15 protein-coding genes are annotated in these 24,895 nt (G+C 70.5%); 14 read left to right on the top strand and 1 reads right to left on the bottom strand.

Going from position 1 to position 24,895, the window contains the following annotated elements; translation table 11 throughout:
- Positions 1–22: 22 nt before the first annotated feature.
- The 14 genes from ACQEU1_RS09385 (at position 23) to ACQEU1_RS09320 (ending at position 22,549) form a co-directional block, all read left to right on the top strand.
- Entirely contained in the window at positions 23–817 is a 795-nt protein-coding gene (locus ACQEU1_RS09385) for a thioesterase II family protein (protein ID WP_433198370.1), read from the top strand.
- Between the two features lie 209 nt (positions 818–1,026).
- Positions 1,027–2,511 (top strand): class I adenylate-forming enzyme family protein, encoded by a 1,485-nt coding sequence (locus ACQEU1_RS09380; RefSeq protein WP_433198368.1) that lies wholly within the window; start codon positions 1,027–1,029, stop codon positions 2,509–2,511.
- Positions 2,512–2,647: 136 nt separating this feature from the next.
- Positions 2,648–3,541, top strand: coding sequence for an ACP S-malonyltransferase (locus ACQEU1_RS09375; protein WP_433198366.1), 894 nt, complete (start codon positions 2,648–2,650; stop codon positions 3,539–3,541).
- 9 nt (positions 3,542–3,550) lie between these two features.
- The gene (locus tag ACQEU1_RS09370; protein ID WP_433198364.1) at positions 3,551–4,654 is read left to right on the top strand and encodes an agmatinase family protein; all 1,104 of its coding nucleotides are present in this window, start codon (positions 3,551–3,553) and stop codon (positions 4,652–4,654) included.
- 38 nt (positions 4,655–4,692) lie between these two features.
- Complete coding sequence (locus ACQEU1_RS09365; protein WP_433198362.1) at positions 4,693–5,913, top strand: glycosyltransferase; 1,221 nt, start codon at positions 4,693–4,695, stop codon at positions 5,911–5,913.
- 129 nt (positions 5,914–6,042) lie between these two features.
- Positions 6,043–6,915 (top strand): aminoglycoside phosphotransferase family protein, encoded by an 873-nt coding sequence (locus tag ACQEU1_RS09360; protein ID WP_433198360.1) that lies wholly within the window; start codon positions 6,043–6,045, stop codon positions 6,913–6,915.
- A 192-nt stretch (positions 6,916–7,107) separates the two neighbouring features.
- Positions 7,108–7,377, top strand: coding sequence for a hypothetical protein (locus ACQEU1_RS09355; RefSeq protein ID WP_433198358.1), 270 nt, complete (start codon positions 7,108–7,110; stop codon positions 7,375–7,377).
- Positions 7,378–7,640: 263 nt separating this feature from the next.
- The gene (locus ACQEU1_RS09350; protein ID WP_433198357.1) at positions 7,641–14,192 is read left to right on the top strand and encodes an SDR family oxidoreductase; all 6,552 of its coding nucleotides are present in this window, start codon (positions 7,641–7,643) and stop codon (positions 14,190–14,192) included.
- Positions 14,180–17,857 (top strand): beta-ketoacyl synthase N-terminal-like domain-containing protein, encoded by a 3,678-nt coding sequence (locus tag ACQEU1_RS09345; RefSeq protein WP_433198355.1) that lies wholly within the window; start codon positions 14,180–14,182, stop codon positions 17,855–17,857. The genes ACQEU1_RS09350 and ACQEU1_RS09345 overlap by 13 nt, the downstream gene beginning before the upstream one ends.
- Positions 17,857–18,117 (top strand): acyl carrier protein, encoded by a 261-nt coding sequence (locus ACQEU1_RS09340; protein WP_036014077.1) that lies wholly within the window; start codon positions 17,857–17,859, stop codon positions 18,115–18,117. Before ACQEU1_RS09345 ends, ACQEU1_RS09340 begins: the two co-directional genes overlap by 1 nt.
- Entirely contained in the window at positions 18,110–18,877 is a 768-nt protein-coding gene (locus ACQEU1_RS09335) for an alpha/beta fold hydrolase (RefSeq protein ID WP_433198352.1), read from the top strand. Before ACQEU1_RS09340 ends, ACQEU1_RS09335 begins: the two co-directional genes overlap by 8 nt.
- On the top strand, positions 18,874–20,052 hold the full coding sequence (locus ACQEU1_RS09330; RefSeq protein ID WP_433198350.1) for a glycosyltransferase: 1,179 nt from the start codon (positions 18,874–18,876) through the stop codon (positions 20,050–20,052). Before ACQEU1_RS09335 ends, ACQEU1_RS09330 begins: the two co-directional genes overlap by 4 nt.
- Positions 20,049–21,782, top strand: a complete 1,734-nt coding sequence (locus ACQEU1_RS09325) for a methyltransferase domain-containing protein (protein ID WP_433198348.1) — start codon at positions 20,049–20,051, stop codon at positions 21,780–21,782. The genes ACQEU1_RS09330 and ACQEU1_RS09325 overlap by 4 nt, the downstream gene beginning before the upstream one ends.
- Positions 21,779–22,549: a hypothetical protein gene (locus ACQEU1_RS09320; RefSeq protein ID WP_433198346.1), complete on the top strand. Its 771-nt coding sequence runs from the start codon at positions 21,779–21,781 to the stop codon at positions 22,547–22,549. Before ACQEU1_RS09325 ends, ACQEU1_RS09320 begins: the two co-directional genes overlap by 4 nt.
- Here ACQEU1_RS09320 and ACQEU1_RS09315 read toward each other — a convergent pair.
- Positions 22,527–24,767 (bottom strand): glycoside hydrolase family 3 N-terminal domain-containing protein, encoded by a 2,241-nt coding sequence (locus tag ACQEU1_RS09315; protein ID WP_433198344.1) that lies wholly within the window; start codon positions 24,765–24,767, stop codon positions 22,527–22,529. The genes ACQEU1_RS09320 and ACQEU1_RS09315 overlap by 23 nt on opposite strands.
- Positions 24,768–24,895: the final 128 nt, after the last annotated feature.

The raw sequence follows: 24,895 nt of genomic DNA, 5'->3' as shown, positions 1-24,895 counted from the left end.
GTCGCGAGAGGAACGATCTGCCATGCTACCGGCAGCAGCTGTGGACACCTCCCTGTGGATCCGACGATTTCATCCCAGCCCGGACGCCAATGTCCGGTTGCTCTGCCTTCCGCACGCGGGAGGTTCGGCTAGCTTCTACTACCCGGTGTCGGAATCATTGACGCCCGGTGTGGAGGTGCTGGCGGTTCAATACCCCGGCAGGCAGGACCGCCGGAACGAGCCGTGCGTCGAATCCGTCACAGAATTGGCAGATCTGATCGTCGACGCGCTCCTGCTGTCTCCTGACGAAAGGCCGGTCGCGCTCTTCGGGCACAGCATGGGCGCCACCGTCGCCTTCGAGGTGGCGCGCCGGCTGGAGCGGCAGGGACGGCCCCCGGTCGCCCTGTTCGCCTCGGGCAGGCGCGCCCCCTCGCGGTACCGCGACGACCAGGTGCACCTTCGGGACGACAACGCGATCGTCGCGGAGCTGCAGACGTTGAGCGGCACCGACTCCAGGCTGCTCGGCAACGAGGACCTGTTGCGCCTGGTCATCCCGGTCGTCAGGTCCGACTACAAAGCCGTGGAGACCTACCGCTGCGACCCCGGTGCGAAGGTGTCGTGCCCGGTGAGCGTGCTGGTCGGCGACAGCGATCCCAAGGCGACCATCGAGGAAGCCAGGGCGTGGTCGGAACACACCGCCAGCGCGTTCGAACTCCAGGTGTACCCCGGTGGGCACTTTTACCTCAGCACGCACCAGGATCGCGTGACGGATCTCCTGCTGGACCGGTTGGTGGACGCACCCGCTGCAATTCTGGGGCGCCCTAGGGGTCTTCTTTAGGGGTCTCCTTATATTGGGTAGGGGTTCCCCTGTCGTAGCGTGAACAAATACGATTGTTTCGATAAGGCTCCGGCGGCGCGGATGTTCAGCTCGCAGGACCGCAGTTTTTCAGAACCACATTTTTGCTGCTGAGCGGTGTCGTGCCGCCTGCACGAACGACACACGCTTCTCCGCAGCCCGTCGAGCAAGAGGAAGGAGGAGTGACGCAGATGACCGCGAAACTCTTCTCGACCGACTCTGTGCAGACCTATTCCGAGATCGAACAGAACGCTCTGCGCGTGGCCGACGTGCTGGGTGAGAACGGCATCGGCCACGGCTGCCGGGTGATGCTGAAGGCGGGCAACTCGGCCGGCTGGGTCGTCACCCTGCTCGCGCTGATGCACACCGGGGCGTCCATCGTCATGGTGGACAGCCAGCAGCGCGCCGAGCAGACGCGCCGGATCGCCGACCAGGCCGGCGTCAAGATGTGCATCGTCGACGAGGACGCGCCCCTGGTCCACGACCAGAGCAAGATCTACGTCTACGAGCTGCTCGTCGCCGCCGCCAGCCGCATCCCGTTGCGCGACAAGCTCGACTTCACCGAATGGGCCGAGCGCCCGGACGGGCTGCTCATGTGGTCGTCCGGCTCGACGGGCAACGCCAAGGGGATCGTGAAGTCCGGCGGCAAGTTCCTCGAGAACCTCCGCCGCAACGCGGCCCAGGTCGGGCACCGCGAGGGTGACGTGCTGATGCCGTTGCTGCCGTTCTCGCACCAGTACGGCCTGTCCATGGTGCTGATCGCGTGGCAGGAGCGCTGCTCCCTCGTGGTAGCGCCCTACCGCCGGATCGACCGCTCCCTGGTGATGGCCGGCCAGACCGGGGTCACCGTCGTGGACGCCACCCCGTCGACGTACCGCAGCATGCTCAACATCGTGGAGAAGCGCCAGGACGCCGGGCTCAACCTCGTCACGGTGCGCATGTTCTGCAGCGGCGCGGCCCCGCTCGACCCCGCGCTGAGCCAGGACTACGTCGCGAGGTTCGGCATGCCGTTGCTCGACAGCTACGGCAGCACCGAGATGGGCAACGTCTCGTTCGCCACGATCGAGAACCCCTTCGTCTGCGGCAAGGCCATGGACGGCCTGGCGCTCAAGGTCGTCGACGACGACGGCAACGAGGTGCCCCCCGGCGAGATCGGCGAGGTGCTCGTCTACACCCCGGACGTCATGGAGGGCTACCTCGCCGAGGACGGCACGCTCGTGCCGCACAAGGAGACGTGGTACCAGACCGGCGACTTCGGCAGCCTGGACGAGCACGGCAACCTGTCGGTGTACGGCAGGAAGTTCGCCGTCACGCGCATGGGGTACACGCTCTACCCGGAGATCATCGAGCGCACGGTCGCCGAGAAGGGCTGTTCGGCCAAGGTCGTCTCCGTTCCCGACAGCCGTCGCGGCTGCCAGCTGGTGTTCTTCGTGGAGGACACGCTGAACCGCGCGCCGCGGTTCTGGCGCGAGCTGCTCTGCAAGGTGCTCCCGGCCTACGAGTGGCCCAACCGCGTGCAGGTGGTCGACCGTTTCCCGCTCAACGCCAACGGAAAGCCCGACCGCCTGCGGATGGAGCAGATCGCGCTGGAGAGCGTCGAGGGCGTGACCGGCGAGAGCCTGGAGAGCGTGTCCGGCGAGACCCTCGAGGAAGAGGCCGCGCGCCTGAGCGTCTGAGCCGCAGATGTCCGTCAGCACAACCGAGTTGTCAGAACCACTGGGCATCCAGGGGAGGGAGGGGAACACCGTGGAGGACGAAGAGAACACAACGACCGAGGCTGAACAGGGTCGCACCGCCATCGTGTTTCCTGGCATGGGACCGTCCAGCTTCGCTGACGTCGGCAGGTACATGGTGCTCGACCGCTACGCCCGCCGGCGGCTGGCCGCCGCCGACGAGGCGTTGGGGTACTCGGTGCTGGAACGCTTCCGCGGCGCCGACGACGAGTACTCCGAGGCGACGCAGATCGCGTTCCTGATCAACTCGGTGGCGCTGGCCGACCGGGCGGTCGACGTGATGGGGCTGACGCCCGACGTGTGCGTCGGCCCCAGCTTCGGCCAGAAGGCGGCGACCGCGTTCGTCGGGTCGCTGCCGTTCGCCGACGTCGTGCGGATGACGGCGGAGCTCGCCCGGTGCGAGGAGGAGTTCTTCTCCACCCAGTACTCCGACGTCATCACGCAGTCCTTCGTCCGCGCGCCCAAGGAGCGGACGATGGAGATCCTCGCGGACATGGAAGAACGAGGGGAGTGGCACGAGGTCTCCGGTTACCTCGACTCCGACTTCTACTTCGTGTCCGTCCGGGAGTCCTTTTTGGACGACTTCAAGCAGCGCATCCGTTCGGCGGGCGGGTACTCCATGTACTCGATGCGCCCGCCGGTGCACGCGAGGGCCTTCGGGGACCTGCGCCGCAAGGCGGAGGACGAGGTGTTCTCCCGGTACGAGGTCGCTGCGCCCCGGATCCCGGTCATCGCCGACCAGGACGGTTCCGTCGTCACCTCCGCCGACGACATGCGCACGATGCTGCTCGACACGTTCGACCAGCCGATCAACTGGCCGGACGTCGTGACCGGGCTGCAGGCGGAAGGCGTGTCCGAACTCTGGTTCACCGGGGCCGACAACCTCTTCCACCGGCTGCACTGCACCACCAAGAACTTCCGTGTGACCGCCGTGACACCGAAGACAGCACTAAAACCCGCGAAAAAGAGCTGAGGCACTACCGTGATCGACGAGAGCTGGCCGCACCGGATCCAACCGTCCATCAACCCGCAACGGACACCAGGACCGATCGACCTTCGCCGGAACTTCGCCCAGCCCGCGTACTCGGGCCTCGCGACCTTCATGGGTGTGCCGGTCTGCCTGACGCAGGAGGACCTGCGCGCCGGTGAGGTCGACGTCGCGATCATGGGCGTTCCGCTCGACCAGTCCGTCGGTCACCGCGGCGCCGCCTTCGGCCCGCGCGCCATCCGCTCCGAGGAGCGGTACCTGTTCAACAACTACGAGGACCTGGTGCACGCCTCCACGAGGGTGCACCCGTTCCAGCAGCTGCGAGTCGTGGACTACGGCGACGCCGCCGTGGATCCGTTCAGCCACCCCAACTCCATGGCGCCCATCAAGGAGATGGTCACGGAGATCGCCTCGGTGGGCGCCACCCCGATCCTGCTCGGCGGCGACCACACGCTGCTGTGGCCGAGCGTCGCCGCGCTCAACGAGGTGCACGGACCCGGTTCCGTCGCGGTCGTGCACTTCGACGCCCACCCCGACTGCCACGCCGAGGTCTACGGCAACACGGTCAGCCACACGACGCCGATCTACCGGCTCATCGAGGACGAGAAGATCCCCGGCACGAACATCGTGCAGTGCGGTCTGCGCGCCCACTCCGCGCCCGACGACAAGCAGTTCAACTGGATGCGGCGGCAGGGCATGAAGTCCCACTTCATGGCCGAGATCGAGCGGATCGGGATGAACGCGGTGATCGACAAGCTCATCGCCGACGTCTCGCACGTGCCCAACGTCTACCTGTCCCTCGACATCGATGTCCTGGACCCCAGCCACGCGCCCGGCACCGGCACCCCCGAGCCGGCCGGGCTGACCACCCGTGAGCTCTTCCCCGCGCTGCGCAGGCTGGCGCACGAGACCAACGTGATCGGCATGGACGTCGTCGAGGTGGCGCCGAACATCGACCCCGGCTACTCCACGGCGCTGAACGCCCGGCGAGCGGTGTTCGAGGTCATCACCGGGCTCGCCATGCGCAAGATGCAGATCAGCAGCACCAACTACGCGAACCCGATCGTTTCCGGGCAGGTCAAGTTCCCGATGAAGTGAACGATCCCGTTCCGTTCTCGAGAGAGGCTGGGTTCGCAATGCGAGTCCTCACCAGCATCACCGGATCGCAGGGCCACGCGCGGGACATGCTCCCGCTCGTGCGCGCCATCGCCGAAGCGGGCCACGAGGTCCTGGTCGTGCTGCCGCCCTCGCTGGCACCGGTCTACGCCAACGAGGCCGTGCGCGTCGAAGCGGTCCTGCCGGAGATGTCCGAGTCGATCATGGCGGTGATCCAGGCCGGCGCGGAGACACGGGCCCGCGAGGCCGCGGAGTCCGGGCTGCCCGAGCGCCCGCCACCTCCGATGACCGTGTTCGACGAGATGCTGGTGATGGCCGGCGGACCGCACATCACCCCGACCTACCGCCTGATCATGGCTCTGGCCAAGGAGTTCCAGCCTGACATCGTGGTCAGGGACTCGGCGGAGGTCGCCATCACCCTGGTCGCGGAGGAACTCGGGCTGCCGCACGTCGCGGGGCCGTCCGGGACCACGCCTCTGATCGACATCGAGCGTCTCGTCGGCCCGCTCAACGAGCGCAGGGAGGAACTGGGGCTGACGCCCAAGTCCGACCCCGGCGCGCTGTACCGCTACGGCCGGTTCGACTCGGTGCCGGAGCGGTACGCGTTCTCGGCGTTCGACCTGCCCGCCGCGATCCGGTACCGGCAGCCGGCCATCGTCGCCCGCGACGAGGTCCTGTCCCGTGAGATCGCCGACCTGTCCACCGACAAGCCGCTCGTCGTCGCCGCCATGGGCACCGTGCTGAAGGCGCTGTGGGAGTACGCCCAGTACGGCCCGCCGTCCGACGTCGACCCGTTCAAGGTGCTGCTGCAGTCCCTGGCGACCGGACTGTCCGAACTGGACTGCTACGCGGTGCTCGCCACCGGCGGCCTGCCCACCGACGGCGTCACCTTCGGACCCAACGTGCACGTCGTGGACCAGATGGCCCAGCCGCTGCTGCTGCAGTGCTCGGACCTGTTCATCACCCACGGCGGCTACAACAGCATCCGCGAGGCGATGATCGCCGGAACCCCGATGGCGGTGCTGCCGCAGTTCGGGGACCAGCCGTTCAACGCCGACCAGCTGGAGAAGCTGGGGCTGGGCCTGACGGTCCCCGCGACCACCGCCGCCGCGGTGCACGACACCTGCCAGGCCGTGCTGGGTTCGTCGGCGATCAGGCAGGAGGTCCGGCGCGCCCGCCAGGAGATGCTGGCCCTGCCGCCGGTCGAGTCCGCCCTGCCGTACCTGGAGTCGCTCGTCTAGACCCTCGCGCACGACCGACGTGCCCATCTGCCAAGCGCAGGTGGGCACGTCGACGTCGGTAAACCGGTTGCCCCGCCCGGCGGAACTGGTGTTGCATCGTGCGGCACCGGACCTCTGGGGAGCTGATCGATGCAGGACGGCGAGATCGCCATCGACCTGACCTTGGTGGACGAGCTTATCCGCACGCAGTTCCCGCGCTGGCACGGGTTGCCGTTGCGCGAGGTGCGGCACGGCGGCACCAGCCACGCGATGTACCGGCTGGGCGACGAACTCACGGTGCGGCTGCCCCGGCGGGAGTGGGCCTGGAACGAGGCGGCCAAGGAAGCCGCGATCGTCCCGCTGGTAGCGCCACACGTACCGGTCGCGGTACCGGAACCCGTAGCGCTGGGCCTGCCGGACGACCACTACCCGTACCAGTGGTCGGTGGTGCGCTGGATCGAAGGCGAGCTGGCACCGATCGAGGCCGTCAGCGAGGACACGCCGCTCGCGCTCGCCGAGGTGATCCGGTCGCTGCACGGCATGGACGCGACCGGCGTGACGTGGACCCCGAACCGGGGCCGCCCCATGACCTCTGACGACGACGAAGCCGTTCGCGTCAACATCAAGGCCCTCGGCGGCAGCCCCCGCCTCACCGCCGTCTGGGAGAACGCACTCGCCGCCCCGCGCTGGTCCGAGCCCGCCCGCTGGCAGCACTCCGACCTGCACGCCGGCAACCTGCTGTTCCGCGAGGGCAAGCTCGTCGGCGTGATCGACTGGGGCAGCGCGGGCGTCGGCGACCCGGCGGCCAACCTCATGACAGCCTGGCTCTACCTGGACGAACGCGGCCGCGCGCGGTTCCGGCGGGAGCTGAGCGAGTTCGACGACGCCACCTGGGCGCGGGCGGGCGGCTGGGCGCTGCACCTCGCCGTGCTGGCGCTGCCGTACTACCGCGACACCAACCGGTTCCTGGCGGACATCGCGACCCGCACGCTCGACCAGCTCTGCCCTGGCTGGGACGGCTGATTTGTCCGTTGTGGACGGACTGCTCCGCTGCCGGTTCCCGCAGTGACGGGGACGCGGTCCTGCTCCCGCTCCTCGTAGAGGCCAGGGACCAGGCAGAACGGGACTTCGCGGTCGTGCCGAGACTTGCGCCGCACGTGCCGGTTGCCGTGCCGGAACCGCTGGAACCAGAGGAACCCACCGAGAACTACGCGTGTGCCGCAGGCGTTGCGGGGGATCGATACCTCCGGTGAGGCCTGGGCGACCTACCGCGGCAGGCACGACATCTCCGTCGGCGACGCCAGTGTGCGGTGGGCGATCGTGAAGCTGGGCGGGAACACGAGACTGACCGCTCGCTGGGAGGACACCGTCGCCGCGCTGGCGCGGGCCTGCCCGGTGGGTGCACGCCGATCTGCGCGGCGGAACCCGTTCGTGGCGGGCATCGCGCGGCACGCGTTGGGCCAGTTGCTCGGCGATCGCCGCTGAATCTGGATCTTGGTGAACGGGCGGTGTCTGCCCGTCTGGACGCTGCGGAAGCGTTGTCCGGGCCATAGCACATCGCGCTATCCGCGAACCGGAGTAAGGCGCCCCGCCATCTGGTGCCATTCGTCAGGTTACGTATGTGAGAAAGTTTCACTACCCCCCTCGACGCCGCCTCCGGTTTGTGCGTACGGTGAGCGCGCTGTAACCGTACCGGTCAGTAGTAACCCTAGCTGAATTCCTTTCTCCCCACCCTGCAGGGTGAGGAAGTGAGCGCAGTGAACATGCTGTCGGATCGAGATCGGGTGCTGTGCCTGAGCCCTTTCAGCGCCCCCAACCCGGCCCTCGTGGTCGCCGCCGAACGGGCGGGCGCACTCGGTGTGCTCGACCTCGGGGCCCACGCCGCCGCTGACCTCGCGCGCGTCGCCGCACGACACCCGCGCTCGTTCGGGGTGCGGCTGCACGGGCCCTTGGCGGTGCCTCTGCCGGAGGCGGTCGACACGGTCGTGGTCGATCTTGCCCGCTGTCGGCCGAACCTCGCTGAACTGGGCGAACGTCGTGTGCTGGCGGTGGTCACCTCGGTGGCGGAGGCCGTTGCGGCGATCGAGCTCGGGGTTGCCGGGTTGATCGCGAAGGGTGCCGAGTCCGGCGGCCGAGTGGGTGGTTCGCCCGCGTTCGTGTTGCTCCAGCAGGTGCTCGCGCTGACCGATCTGCCGGTCTGGGTGGCCGGGTCGATCGGGCCCGACACGGCTGCCGCGGCGGTTGCCGGCGGTGCTCGTGGAGTGGTGCTGGAAGGGCAGCTCGCGCTCGTGGCGGAGGCCCGAAAACATATTTCCGGCGAAATTGTCAACGCGGTCCGGATGATGGACGGCGCCGACACCGTCGTGAACGACGGGTTACGCGTGCATGTTCGTCAAAACACGCTCGAAATTGGTCAAGAAGGTTCCTTTGCTGATTCTTACCGTACCTCGTTTGGGACCGTCGGAGGCGTGGTAGGGGCCATTCAGCGGGGTGTGACCGAGAATCTCACCCTGGCGGGTGAGCGGCGGTCCATCCGGCCGGCCGGACCGTTCTGCGACCGGGTGCCGGGCCTGCGCTACCCCATCGCGCAGGGGCCGATGACGCGCGTCAGCGACCAGCCCGCGTTCGCCGCGGCGGTGGCCGAGGGCGGCGCGCTGCCGTTCCTCGCGCTCGCGCTGATGGAGGGCGACGCCGTCCGCGAACTCCTCGACGAGACGGCGGCCAGGCTCGGCGAACGGCCGTGGGGCGTCGGTCTGCTCGGCTTCGCGCCGGCCGAGCTCAGGGCACGGCAGATGGCGGCCGTGCTGGCCGTGAAACCGAGGTACGCGATCGTCGCCGGTGGCACGCCCGCGCAGGCGCGCGAGCTGGAGGACGCCGGCATCGAGGCGTTCCTGCACGTGCCGTCGCCCGCGCTGCTGCGCCGGTTCCTGGACGAGGGCGCGCGCAAGTTCGTCTTCGAGGGCTCGGAGTGCGGCGGGCACACGGGTCCGCGCACCAGCTTCACGTTGTGGCAGCAGCAGATCGACGTGCTCAAGGGGCGGGAGAAGGGCGTGACGGCCCTCTTCGCCGGTGGCATCCACGACGCCCGCTCGGCCGCGATGATCGACGCCATGACCGCGCCGATCGCGGCGAACGGCGCGGCGGTCGGCGTGCTCGTCGGCACCGCCTACCTGTTCACCGAAGAGGCGGTCCAGCACGGCGCGATCCAGCCCGTGTTCCAGCAGGTCGCGCTGGAGTGCGAGGACACCGCGCTGCTGGAGACCTCGCCCGGCCACGCCGTCCGTTGCGCGCAGACGTCCTATGTGGACACCTTCGAGCAGGCACGCGCGGAACTCAAGGGCCTCTCGAAGCAGGAGAGCTGGGAGCAGCTCGAACAGCTCAACCTCGGCAGGCTCCGGCTCGCCAGCCGCGGCCTCGTGCGCGAGGACGGCGTGCTCAAGGAGGTCGGCGAGGACGAGCAGCGCCGCGAGGGCATGTTCATGATCGGCCAGGTCGCGACGCTGCGGCACGAGCGCACCACGATCGCGAAGCTGCACGAGGACATCACGTCCGGCGTCGTCCCCGGCACCGAACACCGGCCCACCGAGACGCGACCGCTCGACGTCGCCATCGTCGGCATGGCCGCGATCATGCCGGGCGCGCGCGACGTCGCCGAGTTCTGGGCGAACGTGCTGGCGGGCACCGACTCCATCACCGAGATCCCGCCGGACCGCTGGTCGCCCGAACGCTACGGCAGCCCGTTCCGCTGGGGAGGCTTCCTCCCGCGCACGGCGTTCGACCCGCTTGCGTACGGGATCCCGCCCGCCTCGCTGACCTCCATCGAACCGGCCCAGCTGCTCGCGCTCGAAGTCTCCGCGCGGGCGCTCGACGACGCCGGGTACGCCACCCGCGTCTTCGACCGCGAACGCACGTCGGTGATCTTCGGCGCGGAGGCCGGTGCCGACCTCGCGAACGCCTACACGGTCCGCACCGCGCTGCCCGCACTGGGCATCCGCGGCCTCGACGACCACCTGCCGTCGCTGACCGAGGACTCGTTCCCCGGCGTGCTCGGCAACGTGATCGCGGGCCGCGTCGCGAACCGGCTCGACCTCGGCGGCGCGAACTACACCGTCGACGCCGCCTGCGCGTCCAGCCTCGCCGCGCTCGACGTGGCCTGCAAGGAGCTCGTCGGCGGCACCAGCGACATGGTCGTGTGCGGCGCGGTCGACCTGCACAACAGCGCGCACGACTACGAGATGTTCGCGTCCGTGAAAGCCTTGTCCGCCAAGGGACGCTGCGCCACGTTCGACTCGGCCGCGGACGGCATCGCGCTCGGCGAGGGCGTCGCGGCGGTGGTGCTGAAGCGGCTCGCCGACGCCGAACGCGACGGCGACCGGGTGTACGCGGTGATCAAGGGCATCGGCGCGTCGAGCGACGGCCGGTCGCGGGGTCTCACCGCACCACGCCCCGAAGGCCAGCAGCGCGCCCTCACCAGGGCCTACGCGTCGGCCGGGTTGCCGGTCACCGACGTCGGCCTGGTCGAGGCGCACGGCACCGGCACCGTCGTCGGCGACAAGACCGAGCTCGCCGCGCTCACCGAGATGTTCGCCGGCGTCGAACCCGGCACCTGCACGATCGGCTCGGTCAAGTCGCAGATCGGCCACACCAAGTGCGCCGCCGGGCTCGCGGGCGTGATCAAGGCGTCGCTGGCCGTGCACACCGGCATCCGCCCCGGCACGCTGCACGTCAAGCAGCCCAACGCCTTCTGGGACGCGGCCACCAGCCCGTTCGCGTTCGGCCACCGCACCTGGGCGAGCTCCCGGAGGATCGCGGGCGTCAGCGCGTTCGGGTTCGGCGGCACGAACTTCCACACCGTCATCGCGGGCTACACCGGCGCCGACGAACCCCGGCACGGCCTGACCGCCTGGCCCGCCGAACTCTTCCTGGTCCGCGGCGACGACCAGGCTGCCGCACAACGGGAAGCGGCTCGCCTCAAGGCACTGGTCGACGACCGCACGCCGTTGCGAGAGCTGGCAGCGGCCTGTGGCAGCGGAACCGTCCAGGCCGCGTTCGTGGTCAGCGATCACGACGCGGTGCGGAAAGCCCTGGCAGACGTCGAGGCCTGGCGCGCGTCGGATCTCGTGTCGCTCAGGACCGGCGAACGGCCGCAGGTCGCGTTCCTGTACCCCGGTCAGGGCAGCCAGCGGCCGGGCATGCTGCTCGACCTCGTCACGGCTTTCCCACGCCTGCAGGACTTCCTCGACGCGCGGCACGAGCAGGTGATGTACCCGCCGGCCGCGTTGACCGCCGACGACGTGGCCCGGCAGCGCGCCGAGATCACCGACACGCGCAACGCCCAGCCGACGCTCGGCATCGCCGGACTGATGGTCACCTCGCTGCTCGACTCGGTCGGCGTGCGGCCGGATCTGGCCGGTGGCCACAGCTACGGCGAACTGGTGGCGCTGTCGGCGGCCGGTGTCTTCGACGCTCAGGACCTGCTGAAACTCAGCGCCGCACGGGCTGAAGCGATGCTGGACGCGGTCGGCGACGATCCCGGCACGATGGCGGCGGTGACGGCCTCGGTCGACGCCGTGGAAGCGTTGCTGCCCAACGACGTCGTGGTCGCCAACCACAACTCGCCCGACCAGGTCGTGATCTCCGGCCCGACCGAGGCCGTGCACCGCGCGGCCGACCGGCTCCGGGACGCCGGGCTGACCGTCAAGAACATCCCGGTCGCGGCCGCGTTCCACAGCCCGTTGATGGCCGGCGCGCGCGACCGGTTCGCCCTGAAGCTCGACGAGGTCGAGACCGGCGAGCCGCGGTTCCCGGTGTGGTCGAACGTGTCCGCCGAGCCGCACACCGACGTCCGCGACAGACTGTCCGCGCAGCTCGCGGGCCGCGTCCGGTTCGTGGACCAGATCGAGTCGATGTACGAGGCGGGCGCGCGGATCTTCGTCGAGGCCGGACCCGGCGGCGTCCTCACGTCGCTGGTCGGCAGGACCCTCGGCGACCGGCCGCACCAGGCGTTGCGCTGCGACGACCACGTGACGTTCCTGCGCACGCTCGCCGCACTCGCGGTCGCCGGTGTCGAGGTGGACACCGCGCCGCTGTTCGAGGACAGGGCCGAACCCGCCACGGCCGTGCCGCCACGGCCGGGCTGGTACGTCGATGGAGGTCTCGTGCGGGACGCGAACGGCAACGCACTGCCCGGCGGGCTGCGGCCCGCGACCGAGTTCCCGACCCTGAAGGTGGGTTCGGGCCTGGGACGTGACGAGATCATCGAGAAGTTCCTCGACGGCATGCGGGACGCGGTCAGCGCCCAGCGCGACGTCCTGCTGAGCTACCTCGGCACCGCGCCCGCCGAGGTGCCGGCACCTCGGCAGGTGATCGACCAGCAGCCCGTCGTGGTCGCGGAGGTCCCCAAGCCCCAGGAAGACGTCGGCGCTGTCGTGCTGCGGACGATCAGCACCCGCACCGGCTACCCGGTCGAGATGCTGCAGCCCGGCCTGGACCTCGAAGCCGACCTCTCGATCGACTCGATCAAGCGCACCGAGATCGTCGGCGAGCTGGTCGCCGAGCTGGGTGCGGCCGGATCGATCGACGAACTGGCGCAGCTCAAGACGATCGAGGGGATCGTCGGCTGGTTCGGCGCGGCGGCTCCGGTCGCCGCACCGGGCAAGGACGTGCGGGCCGTGGTGCTGAGGACGATCAGCACGCGGACGGGCTACCCGGTGGAGATGTTGCAGCCGGGGCTGGACCTGGAAGCCGACCTGTCGATCGACTCGATCAAACGAGCGGAGATCGTGGGCGAGCTGGCCCAGGAACTCGGCGCGGCGGGGGAGATCGACGAGCTGGCGCAGCTGAAGACGATCGACGGCATCGTGGGCTGGTTCGGCGAAACGCCCGCGCTCCCAACACCGCCGCTCACCACCGCTGCCCCCGCCGAGATCGAAGCGTCTCCAGCCGGGCAGCACCTGACGCCGCTCCCGCGTCCCGGCCGGTTGGTGCGGCTGGTGCCCCAGGTCGTCCTGACCGACCCCGCCACCCCCGCCGATCTCGCCGGCAAGTCGGTGCTGATCATCGACGACAACGGCATCGGCCTCGAGCTCGCCGACCTCCTCGAACGCCACGAGGCCGTCCCGCGCATCGAGCCCGCCTTCCCCGCCGACCTGAGCGGCGTCGACGTCGTCGTGCGGCTCCAGGCACGGCTGCCGGAGGCGTTCAGCGAGGTCAAGGCGTGCGTGACGAACGGCGTCGCGCTCGTCGTGGTGACCACCGGCGGCGGCACGTTCGGCTTCGACCACCAGCCCGACGAGCTGCCCGCGGACATCGGCCTGCACGGCCTGATCCGCACGGCCGCGCTGGAGTACCCGGACCTCGTCGTGCGCTCGGTCGACGTCAACCCCAAGGAGAGCCACCGCGACATCGCCACCGCGCTGCTCGCCGAGATCGGGCCCGGCCCGGCCGTCGTCGGCTGCACGGCGGGTCGCCGCCAGGTGATCGAGGCCGTCGAAACCGAGCTCCCGCGGGGAGAACTCGGCCTCGACGCCGACAGCGTCGTGCTGCTGACCGGCGGCGCCCGCGGCATCACGGCACTGGCCGCGACCGCGCTCGCCGAGCGGACCGGGTGCCACGTCGAGCTGATCGGCCGCACGCCGATCGCCGCCGAGGACCACCGGCTGAGCCACGCCACCACCGAGCCCGAGCTGGTGAAGGCGTTGTTCGAGCTGGGGGAGAAGACCGGCGTCCCGGCCAGGGCGCGCAAGGTCCTCGCCGAGCGCGAGGTCCGCGCCACCATGGAACGGTTGCGCGACAAGGCTTCCTCCGTGCGCTACCACGAGTGCGACGTCACCGACGCCGACGCCGTCAGCCGGGTGGTCGAGGACATCAAGGCGAGGTTCGGCCGGCTCGACGGCGTCGTCCACGGCGCGGGCGTGCTGGACGACAAGCTGATCGAGGCCAAGACCCAGGAGTCGTTCGACCGGGTCTGGGCGACGAAGGTGGGCGGCGCCAAGGCGTTCACCGACGGCTTCCTGGTGCTGTTCGGCAGCGTCAGCGGGGTGTTCGGCAACCGCGGCCAGGCCGACTACTCGGCCGCCAACGACGCGCTCGACCGGATGGCTCGGTTCTGGGGCACCCAACGGCGGGTCGTCGCCGTCGACTGGGGTCCCTGGGCCGGTGCGGGCATGGCCGTCGGGCTCGCCGACGAGTACGCACGGCGTGGCATCCCGTTGATCGAACCGGAGCAGGGCGTCACCGCGCTGCTGAACGAGATCGCGACCGGCCAGGACGTGCAGGTGGTCTACCGATGGGAGGCATAGCGATCGTCGGGATCGGCGCCGTCTTCCCCGGCGCCCCGGACGCGGCGGCCTTCTGGCGCAACATCGCCGGCGGCGTCGACGCGATCGGGCAGATCCCGGCCGGCCGCTGGGACCCGGCCACCTACTACGACCAGGACAGCCGCTCCGGCGACCGGTTCTACTGCCGGCGGGGCGGGTTCGTCGACGACCTCGCCGAGTTCGACCCCACCAGGTTCGGCATCATGCCGTCCACTGTGGACGGCGCGGAACCCGACCAGCTGCTCGCCCTCGCCACGGCCGCCGAGGCCATCGCGGACGCGGGTGGGGAGTCGATCCTGCCGGCACGGGACCGCGTCGGCGTGGTCGTCGGGCGCGGCGGCTACCTCACGCCCGGCTGTGAGCGGCTCGACCAGCGGGTCCGGCTCGCCGACGAGGTCGTGTCCGTCGTCAAGGACCTGTTCCCGCACCTCGGCGGTGCCGAGATCGACACGGTCCGGCAGGCCATCCGGGAGCGGTTCGGGCCGGAGCAGCCCGAGTCGTCGATCGGGCTCGTGCCGAACCTCGCCGCGTCCCGCATCGCCAACCGGTTCGACCTCAAGGGCACCGCCTACACCGTCGACGCGGCCTGCGCGTCCGGCCTGGTCGCCGTCGAGCACGCCGTCCGCGAGCTCCAGGAGGGCCGCGCGGACGCCATGCTCGCGGGTGCCGTCCACGTCTGCCACCACCCCACGCTGTGGAGTGTGTTCACGCAGCTCAGGGCGTTGAGCCCGACCGAACGCATCCGGCCGTTCGACGCGAACGCCGACGGCACGCTGCTGTCCGAGGGCGTCGGCATGGTCGTGCTCAAGCGCCTCGAAGACGTCCGCGACGAACGCGTCTACGCCGTCATCCGCGGCATCGGCTCCGCGAGCGACGGCCGCGCGACCAGCATGATGACGCCGAACCCCGAGGGCCAGCTCCTCGCCGTGCAACGGGCCTGGGCCAGCGCCGGACTCGATCCGCACGAGCAGGCACCCGGTCTGATCGAGGCGCACGGCACCGCCACTCCCGCCGGGGACGCCGCCGAGCTGCGGACGATGATCGCCGCGTTCGGCGCGCAGGGCGACGAGATCGGCATCGGCACGGTCAAGTCGATGATCGGCCACGCCATGCCCGCCGCCGGGATGGCCGGGCTGATCAAGGCCGCGCTCGCCCTGCACCACAACACTCTTCCGCCGACCCTGCACGTCGAGCACCCGCACGGCAGCTTGACCGGCACCAGGTTCACGCCCGTGACGAGTGCTCGCGAGTGGACCGGACGGCATCGCGCGGTCGTCAACGCGTTCGGGTTCGGCGGGATCAACGCCCACGCGGTCCTCGACGGTCACACCATCGCGAAGCCGCGCAAGCCGGTGCTGACGTTCGCCGCCGACACCGCCGACGAGCTGGCGAGCGCTCTGCGGGAACGCCGGACGTCCACCGCCGACCGGGCGTTCCGGCTCGCCATCGGCAACCCGGACGACCGCAAGCTCAAGCTCGCCGAACGGGTCCTCCAGCAGGGCAAGGCGTGGCCCGGCCGGCACGACATCTGGTTCAGCCCGCAGCCGTTGCTGACGAGTACCGACCAGGTCGCGTTCGTGTTCCCCGGCTTCGAGCGCGAGTTCAGCGGCGAGGTCGTGGACCACGCGGTCGACCTGCTCCAGGACGGCCGCGCCCAGGCCCGCGAACTCATGGCGCTCGGCATCACGCCCGGCGCGCTCGCCGGGCACAGCATGGGCGAGTGGACGGCGATGGTCGTCGGCGGCATCTACCCGACGATCGACCAGTTCGTCTCCGCGCTCGGACCGGGCGCGGTCGCCGTGGTCGACATCGCCTACGCCGCACTGGGGTGCTCGGCCGACACCGCCGAGCGGTACCTGATCGACGGCGTCACGATCAGCCACGACAACTGCCCGCACCAGTCGGTCGTCTGCGGGCCGATCGACCGGCTCGAAGAAGTGCTGGTGACGCTGAAGGCCAACGGCGTGATGGCGCAGCTGATGCCGTTCCGCACCGGCTTCCACACCCCGGCGCTCGCCCCGTACCTCGGGCGCGCCAAGGAGATGCTCGACGCCCTGCCCGTGCGCACGTCGGACATCCCGGTGTGGTCGGCGAACTCCCTGGAACCGATGGCCGCCGCCGACGTCCGCGAACTGGTGCTGCGGCACCTGGTCGAGCCCGTCCGGTTCCGGCCGTTGCTGGAACGGTTGCACGGCAACGGCTTCCGCGCGTTCGTCCAGATCGGACAGGGCAGCCTGCCGGGGTTCATCGGCGACACCCTGAACGACAGGCCGCACATCGCCGTCAACGCCGACATCGCGCCGGAGGCGTTGTGGGCGTTCGGGCTCAAGCGCGGCACGGCGCACAAGGTCAAGCTGCGGCTCGGCCCGCAGAAGATCAAGGTCGACCCGCTGGCCACCCAGCCCGTCCTGGGCACCGAGACCGTGCCGGCCGACAGCCCGATGTCCGCGGCCGTCAACAAGCTCCTCGCGCACACCAACGCCGTGGCTCGCGAGGTCGTCGGCGCACTACGGCCGAACGAGGCGGGGTTCACCCGCGAGTTCTCGCTGCGAACGATGCCGGAGCTGGTCGACCACTCGGTGTTCCCGCAGGCACCCGGCTGGCCCGACCTCGCCGACGGGTTCCCGATCGTGCCCGCGACCGGCCTGCTGGAGGTGTTCGCCGACGCCGCGCGCCGGCTCACCGGCGGCACGGTGCACGGGTTCGCTCAGGTCAGGGCCAAGCGCTGGCTCACCGCGCTGCCCGCGACGACCGTCAAGATCTCGGCGCGGTCCGAAGGCCACGACCGGGTCGCCGTGAAGGTCGGCGACTACGCCGAGGGCGTCGTGCTGATGTCCCCGCAGACGCCCGAACGCGTCGGCAGGCAGCTCGAAGGCGTGCGCGAGGCGCCGGTGTCGGCCGGTGAGCTGTACAAGGACAACTGGATGTTCCACGGGCCGGCGTTCGCGGGCGTCACCAAGATCGACTGCTTGGCGGACAACGGGATCGCGGGCGTGCTGACCCCGCTGCCCGCGCCCGGAGCGTTGCTGGACAGCGCGGGGCAGCTGATCGGCCACTGGATGCAGGTCTGCCACACGGTCGACCAGACGGTGCTGCCGACCGGGATCGAGCGGGTCACGTTCCACGGCCCTGCCCCGACCGGCGACGTGCACTGCACCGCGTGGATCCGCGAGCTGACCGACCAGACCATGGTCGGCGACCTCGAACTGACCGTGAACGGCGTGCTGTGGTGCCGGATCACCGGCTGGACCACCCGCCGGTTCACCACGGACGACCGGATCTGGCAGGTGAAGCTCAAGCCGGGCACCGAAATGCTCTGCACGAGCGACGGTGAGTGGCTGCGGGTGACCGAGAACTGGTCCGACAGCGCCACCCGCGACCTGATCATGCGCCGCTACCTGAACTCGGCGGAGCGGGCGCACTACGGAGACCTGGACGTGCCCGCCCAACGCGACTGGCTGCTGCGCGTGATCGCGGTGAAGGACGCCGTGCGCACCTGGCTGTGGGGCCGCGGCGCGGGTCCGGTCTACCCGGCGGAACTGACCGTGACCGCCGACGAACGGGTGCGCGGGGCCTTCGCCGTCCCGCGCGTCGAAGTCACCAGTGAACGAGGGCACGCCGCGGCCCGCGTGCGAACGGAGATCTGATGGACGAGGTGCTGCAGCAGGTCGCGAAGCTGATCACCGAGGTGGTCGGTCCCGACTTCCTGCTGGGCGTGGAGATCACCCGCGACACCACGTTCAGCGACGACCTGGGCCTGGAGTCGATCGAGTTCGTCGCGCTGGCGGACAAGCTCAACGCCCACTACGGCGTCGATCTCGTGGCCTTCCTGGCGGACATGGACATCGACGAGATCATGGCGATGTCCGTCGGCCGGCTCGTCGACCACATCACGGCCCGTGTCTGACGTCCACGCCCGAGGGCTGCGGTTCCACGTGCAGCGGCTCGGGCCGTCAGAAGGCCCGGCCGTGGTGTTCGTGCACGGCCTGGTGATGGACAACCTGTCGAGCTTCTACTACACGCTCGCCGCGCCGCTGGCCCAGGCCGGGTTCGGCACCGTGCTGTTCGACCTGCGCGGTCACGGCCTGTCCGAGCGCCCGCCGTCCGGGTACACGCCGGAGGAGAGCGCGCTCGACCTGGTCGCGGTGCTGGACGAGATCGGCGTGACCGAGCCCGTCTACCTGCTGGGCAACAGCTACGGCGGGGTCGTCGCGATGCACGCGGCCGTCCAGGCGCCCGACCGGGTCGGCGGCGTCGTGCTGGTCGAGTCGGCGGTCGGCGGAGTGGTCGGCGACGCGTGGTTCGAGGACATCACCAACACGCTGACGGTCGCGGCGCTCGGCCTGGAGTTCGACCGCACCCAGGACCAGCTGATGGCACTGGGGCAGCGCAAGATCGCGAAGCTCGCGGTGAACGCGAACGCGTTGCTCAACGGCACGACGCTGATCGACGACCTCGGGTCCGGTGCCAAGCTCGACCTGACCGAGGTGCGGTGCCCGGTGCTCGGCGTCTACGGCGCGGAGTCCGAGCTGATCGGGGCCGCCGCCGAGCTCCGCGAGCGCATCCCGTCGTGCCGCCTGCACATCGTGTCCGGGCTGGGCCACACGGTGCTCCGCGAGGCCACCCCCGAACTGCTCGACGTGCTCTTCGACTGGCTCCCGTCATGAGCCGGTTCCTGTTCGTGGTGCCGCCGCTGACCGGCCACGTCAACCCGACCGCCTCGGTGGGCGGCGAACTGCTGGCGCGCGGGCACGAGGTCGCGTGGGTCGGGCACCCCGGCACGTTGAAGAAGCTGTTGCCGGACAACGCGAGGATCTTCCCGGCGATCGACGACGAGCTGGAGGCCGACATCCGCGCGAAGCGGGAGCGGTGGCTCGCGCTGCGCGGGATGGCGGTGCTCAAGTTCTTCTGGGAGGAGTTCCTGATCCCGCTCGGGCACTCGATGGTCCCCGGCGTCGAGGCGGCGGTGCGGGCGTTCGGGCCGGACGTGCTGGTCGCGGACCAGCAGGCGCTGGCAGGGCCGGTGGTGGCCGGGAGCGCGGGGATTCCGTGGGTGACGTCGGCGAGCACGTCGGCGGAGCTGGTGAATCCACTGAGGACGATGCCGAAGGTCGACGCCTGGGTGCGGGACCTGTTGCACGACTTCGCCGGCGGGGACGTCAGGTTCTCCGACCGGCTGGTGCTGGTGTACAGCTCGAAGGCGTTGGTGGCGGGGGAGTTCGGCGACGAGGTGGCCTTCGTGGGGCCCGCGCTCGCGCACCGGGTGGAGCGCGGGAGCTTCCCGTGGGACTGGCTGGTCGGAGCGCCGGGTGACCTGGTGGGGGCTGGGGCGCTGGGAAGTGCGGCGGAGTGGCGGCGCTGCGTGCTCGTGTCCCTCGGCACCCTCAACGGCCCCGCCGGTGAGCGTTTCCTCGGCCAGGCCCTGGAAGCGGTCGCCGGGCTGCCGGTCAAGGTGGTCATGGTCGCCGAACCGCGCCCCGCGCCGTCCAACGTCCTCATCCTCCCGTCCGTCCCGCAGCTCGCGCTCATGCCGCACCTCGACGCCGTCGTCACGCACGGCGGCCACAACACGGTGTGCGAGGCGCTGGCGCACGGACTCCCGTTGGTCGTGGCCCCGATCCGGGACGACCAGCCCACGGTCGCCGCGCAGGTCGTCGAGGCGGGCGCGGGCGTCCGGCTCACGTACTCGCGGGCGCGGGCAGCAGACATCAGCAGCGCACTGACCTCGGTGCTGGACGAGCCGGAGTACGCGGCCGCCGCCGGAGCAGTGCGCGACTCGTTCCTGGCGGCGGGCGGCGCGGCAGCCGCGGCCGACCGACTCGAAAAGGTGGTGGCCGGGTGATCCTCACCGTGGTGGTCGTGCTGGTCGTCCTGCTGGACGTCCTGCGCCTGCGATCCCGCGCGTCCAAGCTGCGTGTGCTCGCACCGGGTGCGAACGAGCACACGCTTCTCACCGCCACCGGGGTCCACCCGGAGGGCTCGTGGGAGACCGATGACGACCTCGTGGACCTGGTGCCGCGGGACCTGCCGACGGTGGCGGCGCTCGACCTGCTCGGCGCGGTCGATCCCGGTAAGTACCGCGACGACCAGTGGGCGCGCGGGATCAGCGCGTCCCAGGCCGTGCTGGTGCGGGACAGGTACGCGGAGGAGATCAACGCCGACGACCCCACCGAGTTCGTGGCGTTCGTGCGGCGGGTCAAGGACCACGTGCACGCGAAGGTCGACATCGCCGTCGCGCCGGGGCTGAAGGCCGGGCCGTACGACCTCGGGTACCGCGCGGCGACGCTGCGGCGCCTCGGGAAGCGGCCGTCGTTGTGGATCGCGGGCTCGGTCATCGGGTACGCGACCGTCGTCGGCGCGCTGATCACCAACTGGCAGTGGGGACTCGTCGCCCTCGCGGCCTACTGGGCGCACCCGGTCCTGGTCTTCGCCGGCACGCCCCTGCAGCCGCGCGACCTGTGGGTGCCGCGCGTCCTGCGCACGCCGTACCTGTGGTTCAAGACGTCCGGCGGCAAGAAGTCCACCGCCGAGAAGCGCCAGGCCGAGCACCTCAAGGCCGCCGCGCCCTGGTACGAGGAGAACCGCGACAAGAACTTCCACGAGGCGCCGCGCGCCGACTGCCCGTCCTGCGGCAGCACCGACCTGCGCCGCTGGGTCACGGCCTCCGACCTGGTGCAGCGCAAGCCCGGCAAGTTCACCATGGACCGGTGTGTCCGATGTGGACACGTCTGGCAGAACCCGCGGCTCACCGGCGAAGGTCTCGGCTTCTACTACCGCGACTTCTACGACGGCCTCGGCGAGACGTCGGCGGAGGCGGTGTTCTCCGGCAAGACCGACCCGTACTACGGCCGGGCGCGCATGGTGGAGCCGTTCAGCAAGCCGGAACGGTGGCTGGACGTCGGCTCCGGGCACGCGCACTTCTGCCTGGGCGCCAAGGAAGTGCTGCCGCACACCAAGTTCGACGGGCTCGACCAGGGCGCGGCGATCGAGGACGCGGCCAGGCTCGGCCGGATCGAGCAGTCCTACCGGGGCAGCTTCCAGGACTTCGCGGCCGAGCTCAAGGGCCGCTACGACGTGATCAGCATGCACCACTACCTGGAACACGTGCGCGATCCGTGGGAGGAGCTCGACACCGCGGCGGACGTGCTGCCGCAGGGCGGGTACCTGCTGATCGAGCTGCCCGACCCGGAGTGGCGCCTCGGCCGGTTGTTCGGCCAGTACTGGATGCCGTGGTTCCAGCCGCAGCACCAGCACATGATGCCGATCGGCAACCTCCAGCACGCGCTCGCCGACCGCGGTCTGACCACCGTGGCCACCGAACGCAAGGAAGCCCACCTCTGCAACGACTTCACGCTCGCGTTGCTGCTCTGGCTGGGCGACAAGGCGCCGCGCACGCCCGCGCCGTGGCGGCCGGAGAAGGTGCGGCTGCGCCGGACCCGCAGCTTCCTGGTGTGGACGTTCGGCATCCCGGCGTTCTTCGTCGCGCTGGCGCTGGACCAGACCGTCAACCGGTTCGTGGCCGCCCGCACCGGCAACGGCAACGCCTACCGCCTGCTGGCCCAGAAGTCATGACGGACATCGCGGACCGGCCGGAGATCGCGCCGGAGCTGAGGCTCGTGCCGCACGCGTTCCGGCGCACGTTCGGCAGGCCGGCGCAGGGCGTCTGGTACGCGCCGGGCGTGCTGAACCTGCTGGGCGGGGCGATCAAGGTTCCGGCGAAGTGGGGCGCGATCGTGGCGGGGGACCGGCGCGACGACGGCCTGCTGGAACTGGTGTCGGTGAACCGGCCGACCGAACGCGCGCTGCTGCCGTCCGACGACGTCCCGCCCTGGGCCCAGGGCGTCGAACCCACCGGTGGTGCCGCGCTGATGTGCAGCGTGGACCTGCCGAAGGGGAGTGGCCTGTCGGCGGCGGAGGCCCTGCGCACCGCCGTCGCGCTGGCCCTGAGCGATCTGGCGGGCGAGCCGCACGAGCAGGAGACCGAGGTGCTCGACCTGCCCGGCCAACGGCTGCTGGTCGTCGACACGCGCATCCGCCGGGACGAACCGCAGGCTGAACAGCCGTACACCCCGGGGTCGCGCGACCTCGGGGCTGAGCTCACGGCCTACCACCGCGCCCAGCGCCCGGATCCCGAGCAGGACGCGGTGGTCGAGGCCGCGTTGCAGGCAGGCGCACGCGGCGCGAGCATGCTGATCGACCCACCGGGCAGGCCCGCTGTCGCACTGGTCGACGCGGACCTCGTCCCGGCGGTCCGGAAGGCGATCACGAAGGCGGTGGAGATCCCTCCCCGCTACCTCACGATCACGCCCGGCCCCTTCAAGGCAGCGGCTTTACGGTGAACTCGGCCCGGCGCAGGTCCTTCGAGCTCGGTCCCACGAGCAGGACGAACTCGCCGGGCTCCACCACCCGCACCCCGGCGGCGTCGACGATCGTGCAGTCCGACACCGGCAGCTCCAGGTCGACCTTCACGGTCTCACCCGGTGCGACGTCGACCTGCCTGAACGTCTTCAGCTCCTTGTCCGCCCAGCTCACGGACGTGACGGCGTCGCTCACGTAGACCTGCACGGTCTCGCGCGACGGCCGCGACCCGGTGTTGGTGAGCGTGATCGACGCCCGCACCGTCTCGTCCGGGCGCAGCACCGCCGTCTCCACGTGCAGGTCGCCGTACTCGACCGTGGTGTACGACAGGCCCTCGCCGAACACGAACGCCGGGTCCTGCGTCAGGTCGGCGTACCGCGTGCCGTGCTGGCCGCGGATCTGGTTGTAGTACGTCGGCTGCTGCCCGGCGTGCGCCGCGAACGAGATCGGCAGGCGCCCGCTCGGCTCGATCAGCCCGTGCAGCACCTCGGCGATCGCCCTGCCGCCCTGCATGCCGGGGTTCGCGACCCACAGCAGCGCGGCGGCGTTGCGCGCGGACGGCGGCAGCACCAGCGGCTTCGACGCGAGCAGCACCACGATCAACGGCTTGCCGGTCTCGGCCAGCGCGTCGAGCAGCGCGATCTGGCCGCCGATCAGGTCGAGCGTGGCGGTGGACCGGCCCTCGCCGACCAGTTCGATCTGGTCACCGACGACCGCGACCACGTAGTCGGCGTCGTCGGCCGCCGCGACCGCCTCGGCGATCAGCTGGGCGTCCGGCGCGCAGGCCTGCACGATCTTCGGGCGCGGCTGGCCGTCCGGGAACGTGTCGCCCTCGGGGTCCGGCTCCAGCGTCAGGATGTCGGCGCCGCGGGCGTAGGTGACCTCGCCCGACGACAGCTCGCGCAGTCCGTCGAGGACGGTCGTGATCATCTCGCGCGGATGGCCGTTGGGCAGCCAGTCGGCCTGGCCGGACGAGCCGGCCCAGTCGCCGAGCTGCGTCTGCGCGTCGTCCGCGAGCGGGCCGACGACCGCGATCTTGCCCTTGGCCTGCGCGAACGGCAGCACGCCGTCGTTGCGCAGCAGCACCAGCGACCGGCGCGCGACCTGCAGGTTCAGCGCCACGTGGTCGTCGTGGTTGATCATGACCCGCTGGCGTTCGGCGTCGGGCCTGCGCGGGTTCTCGAACAGCCCCAGGTCGAACTTGAGCGTCAGGATGCGGGTGACCGCGCGGTCCAGGTCGGACTCGGCGAGCAGCCCCTCCTCGACGGCCTGCAGCGCGCCGTCGAAGAACTGCGGCGTCGTCATGATCATGTCGTTGCCGGCCTTCACGGCGGCCGCGGCGGCGTGCATGTAGTCGGGCTGCAGCTTCTGCTCCCAGACCATGCGGCCGACGTTGTCCCAGTCCGTGATCAGGGTGCCCTGGTACCCCCACTCGCCGCGGAGCACCTCGTCCAGCAGCCACGAGTTGACCGTGATCGGCACGCCGTCGGTCGTCTGGTAGCCGAGCATGAACGTCGCGCAGCCCTCGCGGGCCACCTTCTCGAACGGCGGCAGGAACCACGACCGCAGCTTGCGCCGTGACAGGTCCGCCTCGCTCGCGTCGCGCCCGCCCTGGGTCTCCGAGTACCCGGCGAAGTGCTTCGCGGTCGCGAGGATCGCCGTCTCGTCGGCCAGGCCGTCGCCCTGGTAGCCGCGCACCATCGCGGCCGCGAGCTCACCGATCAGCACGGGGTCCTCGCCGAACGTCTCGTCCACGCGACCCCAGCGCAGGTCCCGCGAGATGCACAGGACCGGAGAGAACGTCCAGTGCACGCCGGTCGCGGCGGCCTCGACGGCGGTGACGCGGGCGACCTGCTCGACGAGCGCCGGGTCCCACGACGCGGCCATGCCGAGCTGGGTCGGGAAGATCGTCGAGCCCTCGTAGAACGAGTGGCCGTGGATGCAGTCCTCGGCGATCAGCAGCGGCACGCGCAGGCGTGTCTGCGTGGTGAGGTCTTGCGCGCGCAGCACTCGTTCCGGCGAGGTGTGCAGGATCGACCCGACGTGCTTGCGCAGCACGTGGTCGTCCAGGTCCTCCCGCGAGTCCAGCTGCATCATCTGACCCACCTTCTCGGCCAGCGTCATGCGGCCGAGGAGGTCGGCGACCCGCTCTGCGGTGGGCAGCGTGGCGTCGAGGTAGGGCACGTCGTCGCGATCCATGTGGTCTCCGAGAGGGCTCGTGCGGCGGCAGCGTCTATGGGAGCGCTCTCACAGTAGATACCTGAAACCGGTTCCGCGCGGAACCGGTTTCAGGATTTCCGGTACAAACGAATCGGTTGAGTAACCCG

Source organism: Lentzea sp. CA-135723 (assembly GCF_050936595.1).
In the GTDB taxonomy this organism is placed as follows: domain Bacteria; phylum Actinomycetota; class Actinomycetes; order Mycobacteriales; family Pseudonocardiaceae; genus Lentzea.
The sequence above is the reverse complement of the archived record's forward strand: the minus strand, read 5'-3'. Positions and strand labels throughout refer to the sequence as shown.

What these genes read in the sequence shown, in the direction of transcription:
- ACQEU1_RS09385 (WP_433198370.1), top strand. Translation starts at nt 23, where the DNA reads ATGCTACCGGCAGCAGCTGTGGACACCTCCCTGTGGATCCGACGATTT.
- ACQEU1_RS09380 (WP_433198368.1), top strand. Translation starts at nt 1,027, where the DNA reads ATGACCGCGAAACTCTTCTCGACCGACTCTGTGCAGACCTATTCCGAG.
- ACQEU1_RS09375 (WP_433198366.1), top strand. Translation starts at nt 2,648, where the DNA reads ATGGGACCGTCCAGCTTCGCTGACGTCGGCAGGTACATGGTGCTCGAC.
- ACQEU1_RS09365 (WP_433198362.1), top strand. Translation starts at nt 4,693, where the DNA reads ATGCGAGTCCTCACCAGCATCACCGGATCGCAGGGCCACGCGCGGGAC.
- ACQEU1_RS09360 (WP_433198360.1), top strand. Translation starts at nt 6,043, where the DNA reads ATGCAGGACGGCGAGATCGCCATCGACCTGACCTTGGTGGACGAGCTT.
- ACQEU1_RS09345 (WP_433198355.1), top strand. Translation starts at nt 14,180, where the DNA reads ATGGGAGGCATAGCGATCGTCGGGATCGGCGCCGTCTTCCCCGGCGCC.
- ACQEU1_RS09340 (WP_036014077.1), top strand. Translation starts at nt 17,857, where the DNA reads ATGGACGAGGTGCTGCAGCAGGTCGCGAAGCTGATCACCGAGGTGGTC.
- ACQEU1_RS09330 (WP_433198350.1), top strand. Translation starts at nt 18,874, where the DNA reads ATGAGCCGGTTCCTGTTCGTGGTGCCGCCGCTGACCGGCCACGTCAAC.
- ACQEU1_RS09320 (WP_433198346.1), top strand. Translation starts at nt 21,779, where the DNA reads ATGACGGACATCGCGGACCGGCCGGAGATCGCGCCGGAGCTGAGGCTC.
- ACQEU1_RS09315 (WP_433198344.1), bottom strand. Translation starts at nt 24,767, where the DNA reads ATGGATCGCGACGACGTGCCCTACCTCGACGCCACGCTGCCCACCGCA.